Origin of the sequence: Microcoleus sp. MON2_D5, from assembly GCF_036701905.1 — a bacterium.
In the GTDB taxonomy this organism is placed as follows: domain Bacteria; phylum Cyanobacteriota; class Cyanobacteriia; order Cyanobacteriales; family Microcoleaceae; genus Microcoleus.
This window is the reverse complement of sequence record NZ_JAUBRM010000052.1, coordinates 37,470-54,084: the sequence shown is the minus strand read 5'-3', so window position 1 is coordinate 54,084 and position 16,615 is coordinate 37,470. Positions and strand designations below refer to the sequence as shown.

Sequence of the window (16,615 nt, the reverse complement as noted above, 5' to 3'; positions counted from 1 at the left end):
ATATACTCTGATTTGAGCGCTATTCGACCTGAACTGCCAGGGACGGTCGTCGGATCATACCTCAATTCAGCAACGCCTGCTTATTTTACAGCAGAGGATCTGAATAAATCAAACTACATTCAATTTGAACATCCGCAATTGAAAATCATGCAAACTACCCAAAACAACGTCAAAATTGCCCTCGCGCCGGGGAATTTGCGCCGCGTTCACCATATCGCTTTAAACGTGCGCGACATGAAAGCTTCCCGCCACTTCTACGGTACAATTCTCGGCCTGCACGAACTAACAGGTGCAGAAATTCCCGCAACTTTAACAGAAATGGTAGCCGCTGGTAAAGTCGCGAATTTCGTTACCCCTGACGGCACTGTTATTGACTTATTTTGGCAGCCCGACTTAGAACCGCCAAACCCAGACCCGGAGAAAGCTTTTACTCGCGCCAACCACTTAGCCTTCGATATAGAGCCGGATTTGTTCGATCGCGCTCTGGAAGTGCTAAAGTCAAATCAAATTGCGATCGACAGCGGCCCCGTCACTCGCGCTACAGGACGCGGCATTTACTTTTACGATCCTGATGGATTTATCATCGAAATCCGTTGTGATGCAGTTTAAACAGTCGCTATCTGGTTCTTTGCAGTCCGGGTGCACCCTACATTTACTCTGTGGAGCGCGGCGATCCGCAAACATCCTACCTTTAAAGTTGTTTTATGTTCCCTCTTGGCTAATAGGTTGCTTCGGCCAAGTAAACCGAAAAGTTGCTCCCTCACCTTCGGCAGATTCGAGGGAAATACTGCCCCCTTGACCTTCGACAATTTTTTTCACCAGCGACAAACCAATCCCAGTATTTTCTACTTTATCGCGAGCTTCCAAGGTCTGAAAAATCACAAAAACTTTATCGTGATATTGAGGAGCAATCCCCGGCCCGTCATCCTCTACAGAAAACTCGTAAAAATTATCTAACTCTTTAACCGATATTTTTACATAACCCGATTCAGCTCGGTTGTGCTTAATTGCGTTGCTAATTAAATTAGAAAAAACCTGCTGTAGCGGCAATTTTTCGGTGACAAAATTTGGCATTCCCGGTTCAACTTTCACCTCAAATTCAGACGGCGGCGCCAACGAATCAATAATTTCTTCTAATAAATTCTCAACTTTTACCATTTCTGAAGGCACTTGAATCCGTCCGACGCGGGAATATTGCAGCAGTCCCTCAATTAAACCTTCCATCCGGTGAACTCTGCCGCGCAGCAGGTTCATTTGGTGCAGAGTATCCTCTGTCATCGACTCGCTGAGGTCTTCTTCTATCCAACTGCTGAGATTTGCGATCGCCCTGAGCGGCGCTTTCAAATCGTGAGAAACTACATAAGCAAACTGGTCTAATTCTTGATTCCGCTTCCTTAAAACATTCGTCGTTTGAGCCAGATTTTGGGCTGTCAACCTCAATTCTTGAGCGCGCAACCGCAGCGATTCCTCCACTTTTTTGCGCTCCCTAATATCTTCTACCACACCCATCAGAAACTGACTGCCATCTTGTTCTCGCAGCAGCGAAACCGTTAAGTTTGCCCACACCAACTCTCCCTCTTTGCAGATGTAGCGCTTTTCCAGAGAGAAATTTTCAATTTCTCCGGCTAACAATTGGCGCAAAAGTTCCAGTTCGCTTGCCAAATCTCCGGGCCAAGTAATGTCTTGAAATCTTTTCTCCCCCAATTCTTGGCGGCTGTAGCCCAAAATTTCGCACAGTTTTTGATTGACTAACAGAAATTTGCCTTCCACACTGGTTTGAACCATGCCGACTGCCGCCTGCTCAAAAGTGGCGCGAAACCGCTGCGCGCTTTGGGCCAAAGCAATTTCTGAGCGTTTGCGATCGCTAATATCGTTGCTGATTTCCAAAATAGCCACGGGTTGATTTTGATCGTCATGCTGCAAAGTCCATCGGCTTGCCACCGTTATTTTTGTGCCGTCTGCCTTGGTACGCACCAGTTCCCCTTGCCAAGAACCCCGCTCGAAAAAGACTTTTTGAATTACCTCAAAAGGTTGAGTCCATTCTGTTTGTAAAAGCTGGTGAATATTTTTTCCTATGGCTTGTGACTTCCGCCAGCCGTAGAGCCACTTTGCCCCCGAATTCCAATAAGAAATCGCCCCGTTCAAGTCTAGTACCGCGATGGTATCGTTTGCCAAATCCAGCATTTGCGCTTGCTTTCGCAGAGTTTCCTCGGCTTGTTTCCGTCCTCTGGCATCGCGGCAAATTGCAATAAACAAGTGTTGATCGGCCAGACGCATTTCGCTGACAGCCAATTCCATGGGAAACTTAGTCCCGTCGTGGCGAAGTCCAACTGTTTCTTGCTGGTAAGCCTTCAGCGTAGTATCGGGATGTAACACAAAATATTCGATTGAATAATCTCCCACGCTGCTGTACGGCTGCGGTTGAGCTATCAGCCGCCGCAGGTTCGAGCCAATTATTCGATCGGCTTTCTCGCCAAAAATCTTTTCTGCTGCCCTATTAAAAGACTCAATATTTCCCTGTGCGTCCAAAGTAATAATACCGTCAGCCGCATTGTCTACTACAGCTTGAATGCGAGTTTTACTTTCTTCCAAGCCAGCTTCGCGCTTCCTCAATTCCTTCTCTAAACTATCAAATAAATACCAGGAAGCCCCTGCACCCAAACAGCCGGAAAGCAAACCCGCAACTTGCACAAAATTAGTGAAATCTATCAAACCTCGTCTTTGCTGATCTAGATCTTTCTGGTAGGCTTCGCCGGCCTCATAAAAGGTATTAATTTTTGCGCGCAGGTTATCCCTCCTCAATTTGCCTTGAGTGAACACCTCAATTATTTCCGGCGACTGCACGCTTGTTGCCGAACTGTCGAGCTTATTCAAAGTGTTTTGCAAGAAATTTATATGCTCTTCGGTACTTTTTTTTATACCTTCAAATCGCTGAGCTTGCAGTTGGTTTTCTTGAAGCATAACCTTGAGTTCATCCAGTAGCGGAGGCAAACTCTTCTTGGCTTCTAAGTAGGGTGAGAGAAATTCGGGGCGCTTCGTCAACCCGTAACCTCGAATGCCCGTTTCCGCATCCACCACGAGGGTTAACAAGCGGTTAGTTTCCTGAAGTATTTCCCTATTAGTATCTGCTCGCTCTCTTATCTCTAGAGTAATCTCCCGGAGGCGTGCAATTGCTAGCAGCGAAGCAAACAGAAGAATCATGGGAATAGCAATGATGACTGTTCCCCGCTGGCGAATTGGTCGCTCTGTCCATACAAAGCGGAGGCAGCGATCGAGCAAATACTTCACGGATATTGAAGGAGAAAGTTTGCTGCCAGTATATCGCTTTTTGGCTGTTTAGGCTATGGATAAGTTTGTTTTGTTTGGTTTGACGAGCGCCGGGGACTAACCGTGGAAACTAGATTAGACCCCTGCGATAACTACCTGCTGACACTAACAGCAGATTTTTTGGCACGGTGTTTAAACTGAGGCACGGAGAAAGAAAGGACTTTTTTCGACACCGAGACAGCAGGCGGAGCAGAAAGGATCGTTTCTGCTTTACCTTCGTTTTCGCCTTCGGCTTCTGCTTTTAAACTAGAGTCTGTTTCGCAAGTGTTTGGAACACTTGTAACTACAGTAGTCCACCTGCCTGTAGCCGGATCGCGATAACAAGTAAAAGGATTTATTTGTAGCGGTTGACTGCAAGGTTTAATCATGTAGATGCACTCCTTTGATTCTGAGAAATTGTGCATTGCTTTCAGCAGCAGTGCTATCTCGCCTGTAGAAGCAGTATGAAGGTAAAAAGCAGAATTGTGTTTCTGCGTCCAGAGACTTTTGAAACTTCCTGATTTCCTGTTAACTTTTGCCTTCTACTGCTTCGCGACCATAGCATTACTTTTACCAAATTGCCCTTCTGGAAGCAACCCCCCACCCCCTTAATTAGGTTGAGGTGGGATTTGTAAATGCAGCGAGGCGCCCGATCGTGCCTGCAGGACAATTTTGGGATAATATACGTATTCTAGGCTGAAAAAAAATGCTACTGTGTGATCGACAACAGAGGTCGATCGCGATCGGTGTCACAATTAAAAAGCGAATGGGTAATTGGTAATGGCTAATTGCTAAGGGGGGAATGGGTAATTGGGAAACTATTCCCTCTTTTGCCATCCGTTAAATCCGTTAAATCCGGTACAAAATTCCTGGCAAAACCCCACCCGTTAAATCCCTTAAATCCCCTACATTTCTAGTTACCCAACTTGCTTTTAACTAATATCCACTTCTGCCTTTAAGTGAACAGTAAAAGTAGAGCCAACATCCAACTGACTCTCAACCGTGATATCGCCGCCCATCATCTGACAAAACAAGCGGCTAATGGCCAATCCTAAACCGGTGCCGCCGTACTTGCGAGTAGTCGAAGCGTCCCCTTGAATAAAAGGTTCAAACAAACCCTGCTGCTGTTCGGCCGACATTCCAATCCCCGTATCAGATACCTGCAAATAAACCCAATCGCTCCCGCCTGCTGGTTCGCGAGTCGCGCTCAACAGCACCGTTCCACCTTCGGTAAACTTCAGGGCATTGGATAGCAAATTAAACAGAATTTGCTGGACTTTAGTCAAATCTGCATACATCACTCCCAAATTTTCAGAGCAAGAAACTTGCAATTGATTGTGATTTTTTTCGACCAAAGGGTGCAAAGTTGCAACGACTTCTTCTATTAAATTACTGAGGTCAAATTTTTCTAAATAAAGCTCCATCCGACCGGCTTCTATCTTAGAAAGGTCTAGAATATCGTTAATTAAAGTCAGCAAATGTTTGCCGGCGTTATAAATTTTTTGGGTATCGGGAATGATGTCTTCGAGTCCCGATTCCCGTGCTTCTTCTTGTAGCATTTCGCTGTAACCGATAATCGCGTTTAGCGGTGTCCGCAGCTCGTGGCTCATATTGGCTAAAAAAGTGCTTTTAGCTCTCGAAGCTGCTTCAGCTTTGTGTAAGGCTTCTTGCAAGGCTATTTCGGCTCTTTTGCGCTCGGCAATTTCGATGCGGAGCAGTTTATTGGCGGTGGTGAGTTGAGCGGTGCGCTGATCGACGGTCATTTCTAGCTGCGCTTTGGCTTTGGAGAGTGCTTCCTGAGCCCGCTGGCGCTCAAATCCTTCGATCGCCAGCGCTACCAAATTTGCCAAAGAATCAGCAAAGGTGCGCTCCTCCAGAGCCCACTGGCGGGGCGCGCCGATATGTTCGAGAGAGAGGATGCCCACGATCTGCCCGCCGAGCCTAATTGCTACATTTAATATGGATGAATTGGGCTTGCTGGCATTTGGCAGCACAGCGGAATGTTCGGCTACCGAAGATGAGTGGGACAAATCTGTTTGTAGAGATTTTTGAGTCTTTGTCGTAGGTTCTAAAGCATTGTCCGATCGCAAATTTTCGCCCGGTGCGTCGCCTTCAACATCTAAACTTGATAAATTTAAATCGCTTGCCGATATGGACTCCCGGCTCAAATGATTCTCCTGGGTGCGATCGTACAAGTCGAGACAAACTAATTTGAGGTTGGGGGTTTTAAACTTAGAATGATTAACCCCCTCGTCTTGCTCTGGGGCAGCGGCCTCTTTATCGAGTGGCCCTGTTTGGCTGTGGGCGAGCACTCTCTCGGTAAAATTTAGCTGGGGATCGCTCGGGTAGCGAGTTCCAAATCTTCCCTGGTTGTAAAGCCAGACGCTGACTTTTTCCACATCCAAAGTCCGGGCTGCAGCCTCGGTAATTTCGCGAATTCCCACATTCAGCGCACCGCTATTGAGAGTCCTCTGCCGACCTAGCTGCAACAAAGCCAAACTCTGGCGGCGGAGCCGCTTTTCGCTCTCTTGGAGGGTTTGTTCTGCTTCCTTGCGCTGGGTGAGGTCGTACAAGGCACACAATGCCGTCTGCTGCCCGTTAAACACCAGCGACTGAACCGAGATCATCGCCCAGAAAGCGGTGCCGTCTGATTTTTTGCAGTGGAGTTCGTAGTTTTGGAGGTATCCGTTTTGAGCAAGTGCCTCAAGTACCTTTGGGCGATCGGCGGGGTTGAAGTAAAAGTCTGGAGTGCTGCAGCCGATCAATTTTTCTAGGGGTATGTTCAGGAGAGAAGCCAATTGAGCGTTCGCATACATAATTAAGCCGTCACAGAGGCGAGAAACTAATATCGGCACGGGAGTTGCCGAGGCGATCGCCCGAAACTGCTCTTCGCTTGAACGCAGCGCCAACTCAGCTTTGCTCAGCAAGTGAGCTTCCATCGTATCTGAATGTTCGGTGGTAGTCTCCAGCAAAAGTTCTAGGTCAACCTTTTCGCGCTTCAAGTTTTCAAGTTCCGCACTCAGCCGCTGAACGTCGAAAAGTAGCTGTTCTGTCGATGGTTCTTCCTGCATAGCAATTGAAAATGGGTAATTTTTAGTCGGTTCTGAAGTTTTTTACGGTTTTGTGCTAGTTTAACTATGACTTATTCCGATTAACTTCAGCCACCCTCATCCGGGTTCCCCGACTTAGCCGAGGATTCATCTTTACCTTTTTCGCTACTGTTCCAATTCTAAGTGCAAGGAAGGCATCAGCCTCTGCAAGTTTTTCAGGGATTTTATCTGCCAGGGGATCTGTTTAGAACCTTTGATGGCGATTTGAATATTTTTTTGCTGGCGCACTTTGATCACAAATTTTGAGACAATATTCATTCCAGAACTATTTAAAAATTCTAGCTTTCGCAAGTCTAGAGTCACCGTGTTTGGGCAGGAGTCAGCCACTTCGTTGAGCAGATCGACGATCGGTGCGTATTCTTCCACCTGGCTGAGTCGGAACGAGCCGCTACAGGTGACTGTTTGCGTAGCGCGATCGTACTGGATCGTGTAATCTTTGGTCTGAATCTCCATACTTTTGTCAGTTGCCGGTTTTGAGTGTAAAGGGGCTTTGCCTGCGTGAGCGAGGATTGAGCTTCAGGCTAGCACGATCAAAATTCAGCCGTTTGCCGAATGCCGAAGGCCTTTGCGTGTGTAACTTTTATTACATATACTGCCAACTGTACCATTGTCGCAGGGCTGTTATGAGTTATTTTAGGATTTCTCAGTTGTATCAGTTGTGGTACCAGTTGGCAAAAAGAATGCAACTGTTGACTAGCTCTCAACCCTAGTAGTCATCAGTCATTGCCAATCTAACATCTCAAATCTCAAATCTCAAATTGTATGAGTTGTGGGGGTTAACGAGACCAAATTTGGCTGAAGTTCCGAGCTATCAATTCGATTTTTATTCTCAAATTAGTATTGACAAAATCACCAAAATGTGAGAAATATTGCACATCTGACACTGAAGTGAAAGGGAGAATATTTAATGGCAATTTCAGGAATTACAGAAAAGCTTTTGGCGGCTAAAAAAGCTAAGGGAATTAGTTTTGCAGATTTGGAAAAAGTTTTGGGGCGCGACGAAGTTTGGATTGCTGCGGTTATTTACCGTCAAGCTACCGCATCAGAAGAGGAAGCCGAGAAAATTGTCTCGGCTTTGGGACTAGATAGCAAGACGGCTGCGGTTCTGTGTGAACCTCCGTTAAAAGGTTCTTTGGATGCCTCGGTTCCAGTTGACCCTCTGCTTTATCGATTCTATGAAATAATTCAGGTTTACGGGATGCCGCTCAAAGCAGTGATACAGGAAAAATTTGGTGACGGGATTATGAGCGCGATCGACTTTACTATGGATGTCGAGAAAGAAGCAGACCCAAAAGGCGATCGAGTAAAAATAATTATGTCGGGAAAATTTTTGGAATACAAAAAATGGTAAGCCCGGGCCGCTTTACTTTCAAGTGAAAAATAAAAATTCAAATTTGCTCGAATGACTCATGACTAATGACTGAAGCCTCAAAAGTGTTAACTTAGAAATAGAGATCGCGAAGCTTGACTGGCTTGGGTGTCCGCTCGGGAAACCCTTCTAGGGCAAAGCTAAGGTCGCTCCCGCGGCAACTTCCCCAGTCGAAACAAGCAACCGCAACCGTAAAGTAAGAGGCAAATATGTCAAAATATGACTCCCATCTCAGATGCTCGTTTTGCGGCAAGTCGCAAGAGTACGTCCGCAAGTTAATCGCTGGGCCCGGCGTCTACATTTGCGATGAATGCGTGGAACTGTGCAATGAAATTTTAGAGGAGGAGTTCTTTGACTCCAGTAAAACAATTGGTCAACAGATTCCCCAATCAGAGGTGCGAGAGTCTCAGGGACAAGGAACGCGGCGCCCGGGTCGATCGAATAAATCGAAAATCGTTTTAGCTCAAATTCCGAAACCAACAGAGATTAAGCAGCATTTAGACAACCACGTCATCGGCCAGCATTCAGCAAAAAAAGTCCTTTCTGTAGCAGTTTACAACCACTACAAGCGCTTGAGCGTTGACCAAGCTAAAGATAGCGACAAGTCTTCCCCTGACAGCGATGTAGAACTGCAAAAATCCAACATCCTCCTAGTGGGCCCCACAGGTTGTGGCAAAACTTTGTTAGCGCAAAGTTTGGCGCAAATGCTCGAAGTGCCGTTTGCGGTAGCGGATGCGACGACACTGACAGAAGCTGGATATGTCGGCGACGATGTAGAAAATATCTTGCTGCGGCTGTTGCAAATGTCCGATTTTGATGTTGAAGCGGCGCAGCGTGGCATTATTTATATTGATGAAATTGACAAGATTGCTCGCAAAAGCGAAAACACTTCGATCACTAGGGATGTATCGGGAGAAGGAGTGCAGCAAGCGCTGCTAAAAATGTTGGAAGGAACAGTAGTTAACGTGCCCCCACAAGGCGGCCGCAAACATCCTTACCAAGATTTTATTCAAGTTGACACTAGCAAAATTCTATTTGTTTGTGGCGGTGCTTTTGTCGGTTTGGAAAAAATAGTTGAACAGCGTTTGGGTAAAAAATCCTTGGGCTTTATTCAGCCAACAGAAAGCGACAGCAACTCGACTTTGCCGGCGAAAGACAAGCGGGCTGCTGATATTTTGCAGCAGGTACAGCCGGACGATTTAGTCAAGTTTGGTTTGATTCCTGAGTTTGTCGGGCGGATTCCGGTCGTGACGGTGATTTCGCCGCTGGATGAAGCAGCTTTGATGCAGATATTGACCGAGCCCCGAAATGCGCTGGTGAAGCAGTATCAAAAGCTGTTGAAGATGGACAGCGTGGAATTGGAATTCCAGCCGGAAGCGCTGCGGGCGATCGCCCAAGAAGCCTATCGTCGCAAAACCGGCGCGAGAGCTCTCCGCAGCATTTTAGAGGAGTTAATGCTCGATGTCATGTACGAGTTGCCTTCTCGCAAGGATGTGGCTCACTGTATGATTACTCCTGAAATGGTGGAGAAGCGATCGACTGCTGAATTGCTGTGGCATCCTGCATGGCGCAAACAGCACGAAACGGCATAATTTGTAATCTGTAGGGTGCTTGTGGCGCACCCTACAAGCTTGGCAAATTTACTTTATGACAGTAAAAAAAATGTCAGCCAATGTAGCTAAAGCCAGTAAAAAATCGAGATTGCCAGTATCCAGTTTGCTGCCGAGGATTGCAATTTACAGCGCGGTTTTGGCTGGCCTCATGGCGTCATTTTACGATTTTAGACTCGGTACACTCTCCATCTTCAGCGGTACGGAATTCTCGGAAGCAAAACAATATATTGCTAGCATCAATCGAGGGCAGCAAGCTTACTATGCAGAATACGGTCAATTTAGCGATTCCATTGCAAAATTGGGTCTGGGAATTAAAGAACAGGCAGATAACCATAATTACACGATCGGATCGTCAATGGGGCCAGTTCAAACCTTGCAGAATCAGCGCGAGCCGGCACAATTTGAAAGCGCGATCGCGATCGCCAAACCTAATGATATGAGTATCGGGAAATCCTACACGGGCGCAGTATTTGCTTTCAAAGAAAAGGGTAGCGATATGATAACAACGATTGCTGCCATTTGCGAGAGCAATGGGGTGAACGCAACTTATGCAGAAACTTGGAGTCCGCCAACTTTTGACGGCAAAGAAATTCACTGCCAGCCCGGAACAACTAAGTTAAGGTAAAACCTTGAAACTATTTTGCGTCACTTTTTGACCGTCTAAGTAAAATTGAAACTGCCAATTTCCAGGCTTGTCACCTTTTTGAAACTTGTACCAACACCAAGTATTTAATCGATCGCCCGTCGTTTTTAAATAAGATTGACTCTGGGCTGCCAATGTTCCTTGAGGATTGACTACCTTACAATAACTTCTATATTCTCCTTCTGCCAAGTTAGCAGCACTCACAGCCAAATAGACTTTTTTGTTTTGTTTCAAAGACCAAACATCCCTAAGTTTCGTTGATTCTAATTCGTCAGTTAACATTACTTGAGTCTTAGGGTTCAAATTTGCTGAGTTGATTACTCGTTTGAGATCTACTGATGTTTGAGGTTCGGGAGATTTCCCAAAAAGCGGAATAAAAATAGCAGAAATTGCTGTTAATAGTCCGACTGATATCAGTACCGGTTTTAAGTTGTGGCGCTGCTGAACTACTTCTAAGGGAATCAACGCATTAAGTGCTGCATCGGCGGAAGGATAGCGGTGTTTGAAATTAGGTTCCACCATCTTTTGCAGCCAGTCAAGAAATTCGGGAGTTAGTTGCGGTAAGCAGTGTTTAAAATTAATCCGCCCCGTATCGTCCATCAAGCTGCCAATTTCAGTAGAATTGATGCCGATTAGCAAGCAAATTAGCGTCGCGCCGAGACTGTATAAATCCGATGCAACTGTTAGCTGGCGGTTGAACATTTGTTCTGGCGGCATAAAGCCCAAAGTACCTTTAACAACGCTGCTGGCGGCCACTTCTCCCCCGCCGATTCTAGCAAATCCAAAATCGACAAGGCTGACATTCAGGCGATCGTCCACCAAGATATTTTCCGGTTTTAAATCTCTGTGAATTACTGGCGGAACGCGGTTTTGCAAGTATTTCAGGATTTCTAAAACAGAGATAGCAATTTGCTTGGTTCGCGGCGGTGTTAGCTGGCGCCAAATAGCGAGAGAATCGGCATTTTTGTATTCCTGTACCATGCAAAAACCCGATGCAGTTTGGAAGGAATCTAAATAGCGGGGAATGTTGGGATGATCCAGTTCTCGCAAAATCTGAGTTTCTTGTTCGCACGCTTGATATTGAGCCCAATTAGCTCCTGTTTGGGCAAATTGAAATTGTTTGACGGCGACGGAACGTTGGGTATTAATTTCGGTAGCGAGATAGGTAACTCTCCCCCCAGCGCGATTGTGTCCGAGTTCGCGAGTTATTTGATAGCCGTAGTTGGAAAAATCGGGGTATGCGTTCATCAGATAATTTGCTACTAGAAAAGTACGGTTGGTTATGGTTTAATCAAATTTGGCTCGGATTTGCGATATTCGGCAATGATTCTGTTTCTTTTAAAAACAATCAGATTAAGTAATGGAATAGCAGTGACGATGAGAGGGGCGATCGCACTTCCTGCTACAGCTAAAATTTTCATAGTCTCAACCGATCCTATCTCATTTTCCCACTTTAAAGACAGTTGAAGTCCGGCTCCTAAACTAATCCAAAAGCCAGCAGCAAGAAATGCGATAGCCACAGCATCGTGCTTAAAAAAACCTCTTTTAAGCTGAGCGGAAATCATAGCTTTAGCTAATTTATAAACTACCAGCCAACAACCTGAACTAACCAAAATAAGATAGAGCATTCCCATAGCAATCCACAAAGGTAATTCCGATATATCTCCCACTATCAGGAAAAACAAAGAAGAGAACATAGTCACAAGTCCAGGAACTGCAAATGCCGCGATTGTCAAGTTTCTATTATTCGTAACTGAAGCACCAAGTAAAGCTGACACCACAAAACAAACTAGCAAAGCGATTGCTTTACCCGTAGTATTACCAAAACCACTACCAAAAATTGATTCAAAAGTAATTGCTGCAAGAACGATGGCTGTAATTCCCAAAGTGGATCCAAAGACCGACGCAAACCAATTTACTTCAGTTCCATTCACTTCTGCGTTGAGTGTCTTTTCTGCTGCTGCAAAGCCAGTGACTAGCACGGCTACAGAAATCAAAAAAATTAGTCGCTGTATTTCGCCACTCAGCACCCAACCGACTAAGATAAAGAAAAACATAAAAATCCGTGTTTCTCCAAATAAATATAGCGTTTCTTTAGGTTCGGGAAGACGAGCAGTTTTAACTTGAATAGCAATTGTATGGGAATCTGGCTCGGAATTCGCGTGGAGTATAATCTGGCGCTCATAAGTTTGACGCGCTAGCAATTTGCTCGTATCTACGGTAATTTTACACTCAAACTCATTGCCTTCAAATTTATAGGTTTCAAAGAAAATCCAAGGGTGGTCGTAAGGAGTATGAGGCGGGTCATTTGGATGCGGTGCGACTTCCCATCTACCTGCTAAAATTGTATCGGGAATTGGATTGCTTACGGTAACGGTTTGTGTTACTTTTTCTCCAAATTCTGTAGCGGTGAATTGAAGGCGATCGCGCTCAATTCTCACTTTAGGTAAACGGCTGACATCAAGAGACCTCAAAGCCGTCAAAGCATCAACAGCCGACTTGTATCTATCTTGAATCCTCGGCGCTACCATCGTTTCCAGCCAATTCATCCAACCCTGCTGCAACGGCGGTACTAAATGCCGGAAATGAATGCCATAATTGGCATCAACTAAATTACCGATATCCGCAGATTTCGTACCAGTTAACAAGCAAATCAGCGTGATCCCCAAGCCGTAAAGGTCGGATGCTTTTGTTAATTTTCGGTTGAACATTTGCTCCGGCGGCATGAATCCCATCGTGCCTTTGACAACGCTGCTAGCCGCGATATTTGCGCCTCCAATTCGTGCAAAACCGAAGTCTACTAAATAAACATTGAGTTCGTCATCTATTAACAAGTTTTCTGGCTTAATGTCGCGGTGAATTATCGGCGGTTTCTGAGCTTGCAGGTAAACTAAAATCTCTAAAGTGGCGATCGCAATTTGTTTGATATCCGGCGGCGAAAAAGTCCGCGCGACAGCAGATTCGGCATTTTTGTATTCCTGCACCATGCAGAAACCGCTGTCAGTTTGAAAAGAATCGAGATAGCGTGGAATGCCAGGACGATCCAGATTTTGCAAAACTTTAATTTCTTGTTCGTAAGCTTCGTATTCTGCCCAGCTAGCACCTAATTGGGCAAATTGAAATTGCTTAATTACAACGGATTTTTTTGTGTTAATTTTTGTGGCGAGATAGGTGACGCGGCCGCCCAAACTGTTGTATCCGAGTTCGCGACTTATTTGATAGCCATGTTGGGAAAAGTCAGGAAAAGCGTTCATAGGTAATTACTATGGTTTGTAGTAAGGACTTTAGTCCTGAAGCCGTTATCTTATAAGGACTAAAGTCCTTACTAAGAACGAAACGATCGCTATTACTAACATAACTTTTTTGAAAAAAGGCGGCAAGTGTGATAGGATTTGATTTCGCGATCGGTTCTAGCGGGGAGCAGTCGCTAGAGGAAACGGGGAAAGTTCGGTGCAAGTCCGGCGCTGTCCCGCAACTGTAATGAAACCCTAAGGGTTTTTCAAGTCAGAATGCCCGCCGATATCTAACTCACTTTTGAACGCATCTGCGAGGTACGGATGATGGATGGAATTAACACGGCTGTACGCACCAAGCACAGTCTACTTGTTTGCACTGCTTGCGCTAGTGTTTGGAAAAACGGCAAGCGCGAAGGCAAAAGCGGCGGTCAACAATTCATGGAAAATTTGTCGCAACTCGCTAAAGATTGGGAGTTTTCTGATAAGTTTGAGATTCAAGAGGTTGAGTGCATGAGTGCTTGCAGTCACTCTTGTGCGGTGTGTTTTGCTGCTGTGGGGAAGTACACTTATCTGTTTGGCGATTTACCAGCAAATGAGTCGGAAAGCGTCGAGGCTGTACTCGAATGCGCGGGTCAATACTATGCTAAACCGGACGGTTTGTTGCCTTGGTCTGAGCGTCCTCAAGCTCTGAAAAAAGGCGTTTTAGCAAAGATTCCACCACTACCAAATTAGAGTTTTTCTTGTTCCTAGCATCTGCCCATTGGTGGCAACTTAACGTTCAACGCACCGTCTCTCTTGTTTTTATCGAAATCTAGATCCCCCCTAACCCCCCTTAATAAGGGGGGAACAAGAAATATTCTCAAAGTCCCCCTTCTTAAGGGGGATTTAGGGGGATCTAGACTTCGCCGAAAAGCGACTTTTATTGTAGGCTTCAGTCTTAAGTTGTCACCTACTATCTCTGCCTGGTAACGCATACCTAGAGGCTCGGCCTCCTATTAAAACCGATCTTTTATTCCAGCGAGGCAGAGCCTCTAGAGCGGTATTCCCAGGCAGAGCCTCGGAACAAGATATCCCATTACCAAATAAGCACAAAATTATCAATGCACAAAATCCCTGTTACTGTCATCACTGGTTTTCTCGGTAGCGGCAAAACTACCTTAATTCGCCACTTATTGCAAAATAATCAAGGTCGCCGCATTGCGGTTCTGGTTAACGAATTTGGCGAAATCGGAATTGACGGAGAACTGCTGCGCGATTGCCAAGTTTGCGACGAAGAAGAAGATGTCAGCAGCAATATTGTAGAACTAACAAATGGTTGTCTTTGCTGCACTGTTCAAGAGGAATTCTTGCCGACTATGCAGGAATTGTTGAAGCGCCGAGAACAAATTGATTGTATCTTAATTGAGACTTCGGGCCTCGCACTTCCTAAACCTTTGATTCAAGCTTTTCGCTGGCCGGAAATTCGCACGGGTGCTACTGTAGACGGTGTTGTTGCTGTTGTCGATTGCGAAGCTGTTGCTAGCGGTACTTTTGTCGGTGATATCGATGCTTTGATGGCACAGCGGCAGGCTGATTCTAGTTTAGATCACGAAACTCCGATCGAGGAATTGTTTGAAGACCAGTTAGCCTGTGCCGATATGGTACTTTTAACGAAGGTCGATCGCGTAGATGCGGAAACTCACAAGAAAGTCCAAAGCTGGTTGCAGCAAGAGTTGCGTCCGAGTGTGAAAATTGTGCCCTGCAAAGGTGGCGAAATTAACCCTGATGTGCTCATGGGATTTAATGCGGCGGTTGAGGATGATTTGGAGTCTCGCCCGAGTCACCACGACACGGAGGAGGAACACGAACACGATGATGATATTAACTCGACTTTCTTTATTGCCGATCGCGAATTTGAACCTGAAGCCTTGGTGAAAAAACTGCAATCCTTGATGCAGCAGGAGGAAATATATCGGATTAAAGGGTTTGTGGCGGTTCCCAAGAAACCGATGAGGATGGTGTTGCAAGGTGTGGGCTCGCGGATAGAATATTTTTACGATCGCCCTTGGCAACCTTCCGAACTCCGCCAAACCAAATTAGTGCTGATCGGTCGAGAGTTAGAGCGCGATCGAATTGCAGCTATGATTAACAACTAATTGTCATCTGAGAGGGGCGGGTCGATCGAGATTTTGAATTGCAGCAAATATTATTGGTAAAACTCGCCCCTACAAGCTCTCACCAACAATTTATTAACATTATTTAATATTGTGACCACTGCCAGCAAGTCTGGTGTACAATAACGATAATGGTTATCATTGTACAATAATCGAGGTCAAGTATGGTGACTGCTGGGGCGATCGAATCAGTTCCTGTTACCGTTCTCACGGGTTATCTCGGCGCAGGCAAAACTACGCTACTGAACCGCATTTTAACACAGGAACACGGCAAAAAAGTTGCAGTCATCGTCAACGAATTTGGCGAAGTAGGCATCGACAACCAACTGATAATTGATGCCGATGAAGAAATTTTCGAGATGAACAACGGCTGCATTTGCTGTACAGTCCGAGGCGATTTAATTCGGATTATCGGTAACTTGATGAAGCGGCGAGACAAATTCGACCACATAGTCATCGAAACCACAGGTTTAGCCGACCCCGCACCCGTAATTCAAACATTTTTTGTAGACGAAGATATGCGGGACAAATTGCTGCTAGACGCAGTTGTCACCGTAGTCGATGCCAAGCACATCTGGCAGCACTGGGACGCAGACGAAGCTCAAGAACAAATTGCATTTGCTGATGTAGTTTTGCTCAACAAAACTGATTTAGTGACTGAGGAAGAATTGGCAGAATTAGAAAAGCGGATTCGCGCCATGAATGCAATGGCAAAAATTCACCGCACCCGCAACGCTGAATTAGCAATGGATGCTTTGTTGGGCGTTAAAGCATTTGATTTGAACCGCGCATTAGAAATCGAACCCGACTTTTTGGGCGAACACACTCACGAACACGACGAAACAGTTACTTCCGTAGCAATAGTAGAATCCGGTGCCATTGACGGCAACAAATTTAGCGAGTGGATTGAGGAATTGTTGCGGACTCAAGGCCCGAATATCTTTCGGACAAAAGGCATTTTGAATATGGCCGGAGAAAACAAGCGATTTGTTTTTCAAGGAGTACATATGCTATTTGATGGCAGACCTGATCGACCTTGGAAAGCTACAGAAACTCCGAAAAACGAACTCGTATTCATCGGTCGCAACTTAAACGAAAATCAATTGCGAGAGGATTTTCGGAAATGTCTGGTTTAACTGACATATTGAAGCATTTTTAATAAGCCTTTTAGGAACAGGCAAGATG

The 16,615-nt window shown here is 45.6% G+C and carries 13 protein-coding genes and 1 riboswitch; of the genes, 7 read left to right on the top strand and 6 right to left on the bottom strand.

Annotation, left to right across the window (positions count from 1 at the left end; translation table 11 throughout):
* Positions 1-147: 147 nt before the first annotated feature.
* Positions 148-609, top strand: a complete 462-nt coding sequence (locus QUA47_RS19615; protein ID WP_190738598.1) for a VOC family protein — start codon at positions 148-150, stop codon at positions 607-609.
* Between the two features lie 93 nt (positions 610-702).
* Here QUA47_RS19615 and QUA47_RS19610 read toward each other — a convergent pair whose 3' ends face one another.
* From QUA47_RS19610 to QUA47_RS19595, 4 genes are all read right to left on the bottom strand, one after another.
* Positions 703-3,288, bottom strand: coding sequence for a PAS domain S-box protein (locus QUA47_RS19610; protein ID WP_333431966.1), 2,586 nt, complete (start codon positions 3,286-3,288; stop codon positions 703-705).
* Between the two features lie 131 nt (positions 3,289-3,419).
* Positions 3,420-3,695 carry a hypothetical protein gene (locus QUA47_RS19605; RefSeq protein ID WP_190662469.1) on the bottom strand — a complete coding sequence of 92 codons (276 nt, stop codon included), beginning with the start codon at positions 3,693-3,695 and terminating at the stop codon, positions 3,420-3,422.
* 543 nt (positions 3,696-4,238) lie between these two features.
* The gene (locus QUA47_RS19600) at positions 4,239-6,377 is read right to left on the bottom strand and encodes an ATP-binding protein (RefSeq protein WP_333285053.1); all 2,139 of its coding nucleotides are present in this window, start codon (positions 6,375-6,377) and stop codon (positions 4,239-4,241) included.
* A gap of 144 nt (positions 6,378-6,521) precedes the next feature.
* Positions 6,522-6,869, bottom strand: coding sequence for a slr1659 superfamily regulator (locus tag QUA47_RS19595; RefSeq protein ID WP_333431965.1), 348 nt, complete (start codon positions 6,867-6,869; stop codon positions 6,522-6,524).
* A 454-nt stretch (positions 6,870-7,323) separates the two neighbouring features.
* Between QUA47_RS19595 and cynS the strand changes: the two genes are divergently transcribed.
* From cynS to QUA47_RS19580, 3 genes are all read left to right on the top strand, one after another.
* Positions 7,324-7,767 (top strand): cyanase, encoded by a 444-nt coding sequence (cynS, locus tag QUA47_RS19590; protein ID WP_190662463.1) that lies wholly within the window; start codon positions 7,324-7,326, stop codon positions 7,765-7,767.
* A 227-nt stretch (positions 7,768-7,994) separates the two neighbouring features.
* The gene (gene clpX / locus QUA47_RS19585) at positions 7,995-9,377 is read left to right on the top strand and encodes an ATP-dependent protease ATP-binding subunit ClpX (protein ID WP_333285050.1); all 1,383 of its coding nucleotides are present in this window, start codon (positions 7,995-7,997) and stop codon (positions 9,375-9,377) included.
* Positions 9,378-9,432: 55 nt separating this feature from the next.
* Positions 9,433-10,023, top strand: coding sequence for a type IV pilin-like G/H family protein (locus QUA47_RS19580; protein WP_333431964.1), 591 nt, complete (start codon positions 9,433-9,435; stop codon positions 10,021-10,023).
* Here QUA47_RS19580 and QUA47_RS19575 read toward each other — a convergent pair.
* Both QUA47_RS19575 and QUA47_RS19570 read right to left on the bottom strand, forming a co-directional pair.
* Positions 10,015-11,289, bottom strand: coding sequence for a serine/threonine-protein kinase (locus QUA47_RS19575; protein WP_333431963.1), 1,275 nt, complete (start codon positions 11,287-11,289; stop codon positions 10,015-10,017). The two genes, QUA47_RS19580 and QUA47_RS19575, sit on opposite strands and share 9 nt — an antisense overlap.
* Positions 11,290-11,321: 32 nt before the next feature.
* On the bottom strand, positions 11,322-13,295 hold the full coding sequence (locus QUA47_RS19570; RefSeq protein WP_333431962.1) for a serine/threonine-protein kinase: 1,974 nt from the start codon (positions 13,293-13,295) through the stop codon (positions 11,322-11,324).
* Positions 13,296-13,429: 134 nt separating this feature from the next.
* Positions 13,430-13,576, top strand: a riboswitch (cobalamin riboswitch).
* Between the two features lie 22 nt (positions 13,577-13,598).
* Here QUA47_RS19570 and QUA47_RS19565 point away from each other — a divergent pair.
* From QUA47_RS19565 to QUA47_RS19555, 3 genes are all read left to right on the top strand, one after another.
* Positions 13,599-14,009 carry a DUF1636 domain-containing protein gene (locus QUA47_RS19565; RefSeq protein ID WP_333285289.1) on the top strand — a complete coding sequence of 137 codons (411 nt, stop codon included), beginning with the start codon at positions 13,599-13,601 and terminating at the stop codon, positions 14,007-14,009.
* Positions 14,010-14,377: 368 nt separating this feature from the next.
* Positions 14,378-15,412 (top strand): cobalamin biosynthesis protein CobW, encoded by a 1,035-nt coding sequence (gene cobW, locus QUA47_RS19560; RefSeq protein WP_333171534.1) that lies wholly within the window; start codon positions 14,378-14,380, stop codon positions 15,410-15,412.
* 182 nt (positions 15,413-15,594) lie between these two features.
* Complete coding sequence (locus QUA47_RS19555) at positions 15,595-16,566, top strand: GTP-binding protein (protein ID WP_333431961.1); 972 nt, start codon at positions 15,595-15,597, stop codon at positions 16,564-16,566.
* Positions 16,567-16,615: the final 49 nt, after the last annotated feature.

What these genes read in the sequence shown, in the direction of transcription:
- QUA47_RS19615 (WP_190738598.1), top strand. Translation starts at nt 148, where the DNA reads ATGCAAACTACCCAAAACAACGTCAAAATTGCCCTCGCGCCGGGGAAT.
- QUA47_RS19605 (WP_190662469.1), bottom strand. Translation starts at nt 3,695, where the DNA reads ATGATTAAACCTTGCAGTCAACCGCTACAAATAAATCCTTTTACTTGT.
- QUA47_RS19600 (WP_333285053.1), bottom strand. Translation starts at nt 6,377, where the DNA reads ATGCAGGAAGAACCATCGACAGAACAGCTACTTTTCGACGTTCAGCGG.
- QUA47_RS19595 (WP_333431965.1), bottom strand. Translation starts at nt 6,869, where the DNA reads ATGGAGATTCAGACCAAAGATTACACGATCCAGTACGATCGCGCTACG.
- cynS (WP_190662463.1), top strand. Translation starts at nt 7,324, where the DNA reads ATGGCAATTTCAGGAATTACAGAAAAGCTTTTGGCGGCTAAAAAAGCT.
- clpX (WP_333285050.1), top strand. Translation starts at nt 7,995, where the DNA reads ATGTCAAAATATGACTCCCATCTCAGATGCTCGTTTTGCGGCAAGTCG.
- QUA47_RS19580 (WP_333431964.1), top strand. Translation starts at nt 9,433, where the DNA reads ATGACAGTAAAAAAAATGTCAGCCAATGTAGCTAAAGCCAGTAAAAAA.
- QUA47_RS19575 (WP_333431963.1), bottom strand. Translation starts at nt 11,289, where the DNA reads ATGAACGCATACCCCGATTTTTCCAACTACGGCTATCAAATAACTCGC.
- QUA47_RS19570 (WP_333431962.1), bottom strand. Translation starts at nt 13,295, where the DNA reads ATGAACGCTTTTCCTGACTTTTCCCAACATGGCTATCAAATAAGTCGC.
- QUA47_RS19565 (WP_333285289.1), top strand. Translation starts at nt 13,599, where the DNA reads ATGATGGATGGAATTAACACGGCTGTACGCACCAAGCACAGTCTACTT.
- cobW (WP_333171534.1), top strand. Translation starts at nt 14,378, where the DNA reads ATGCACAAAATCCCTGTTACTGTCATCACTGGTTTTCTCGGTAGCGGC.
- QUA47_RS19555 (WP_333431961.1), top strand. Translation starts at nt 15,595, where the DNA reads ATGGTGACTGCTGGGGCGATCGAATCAGTTCCTGTTACCGTTCTCACG.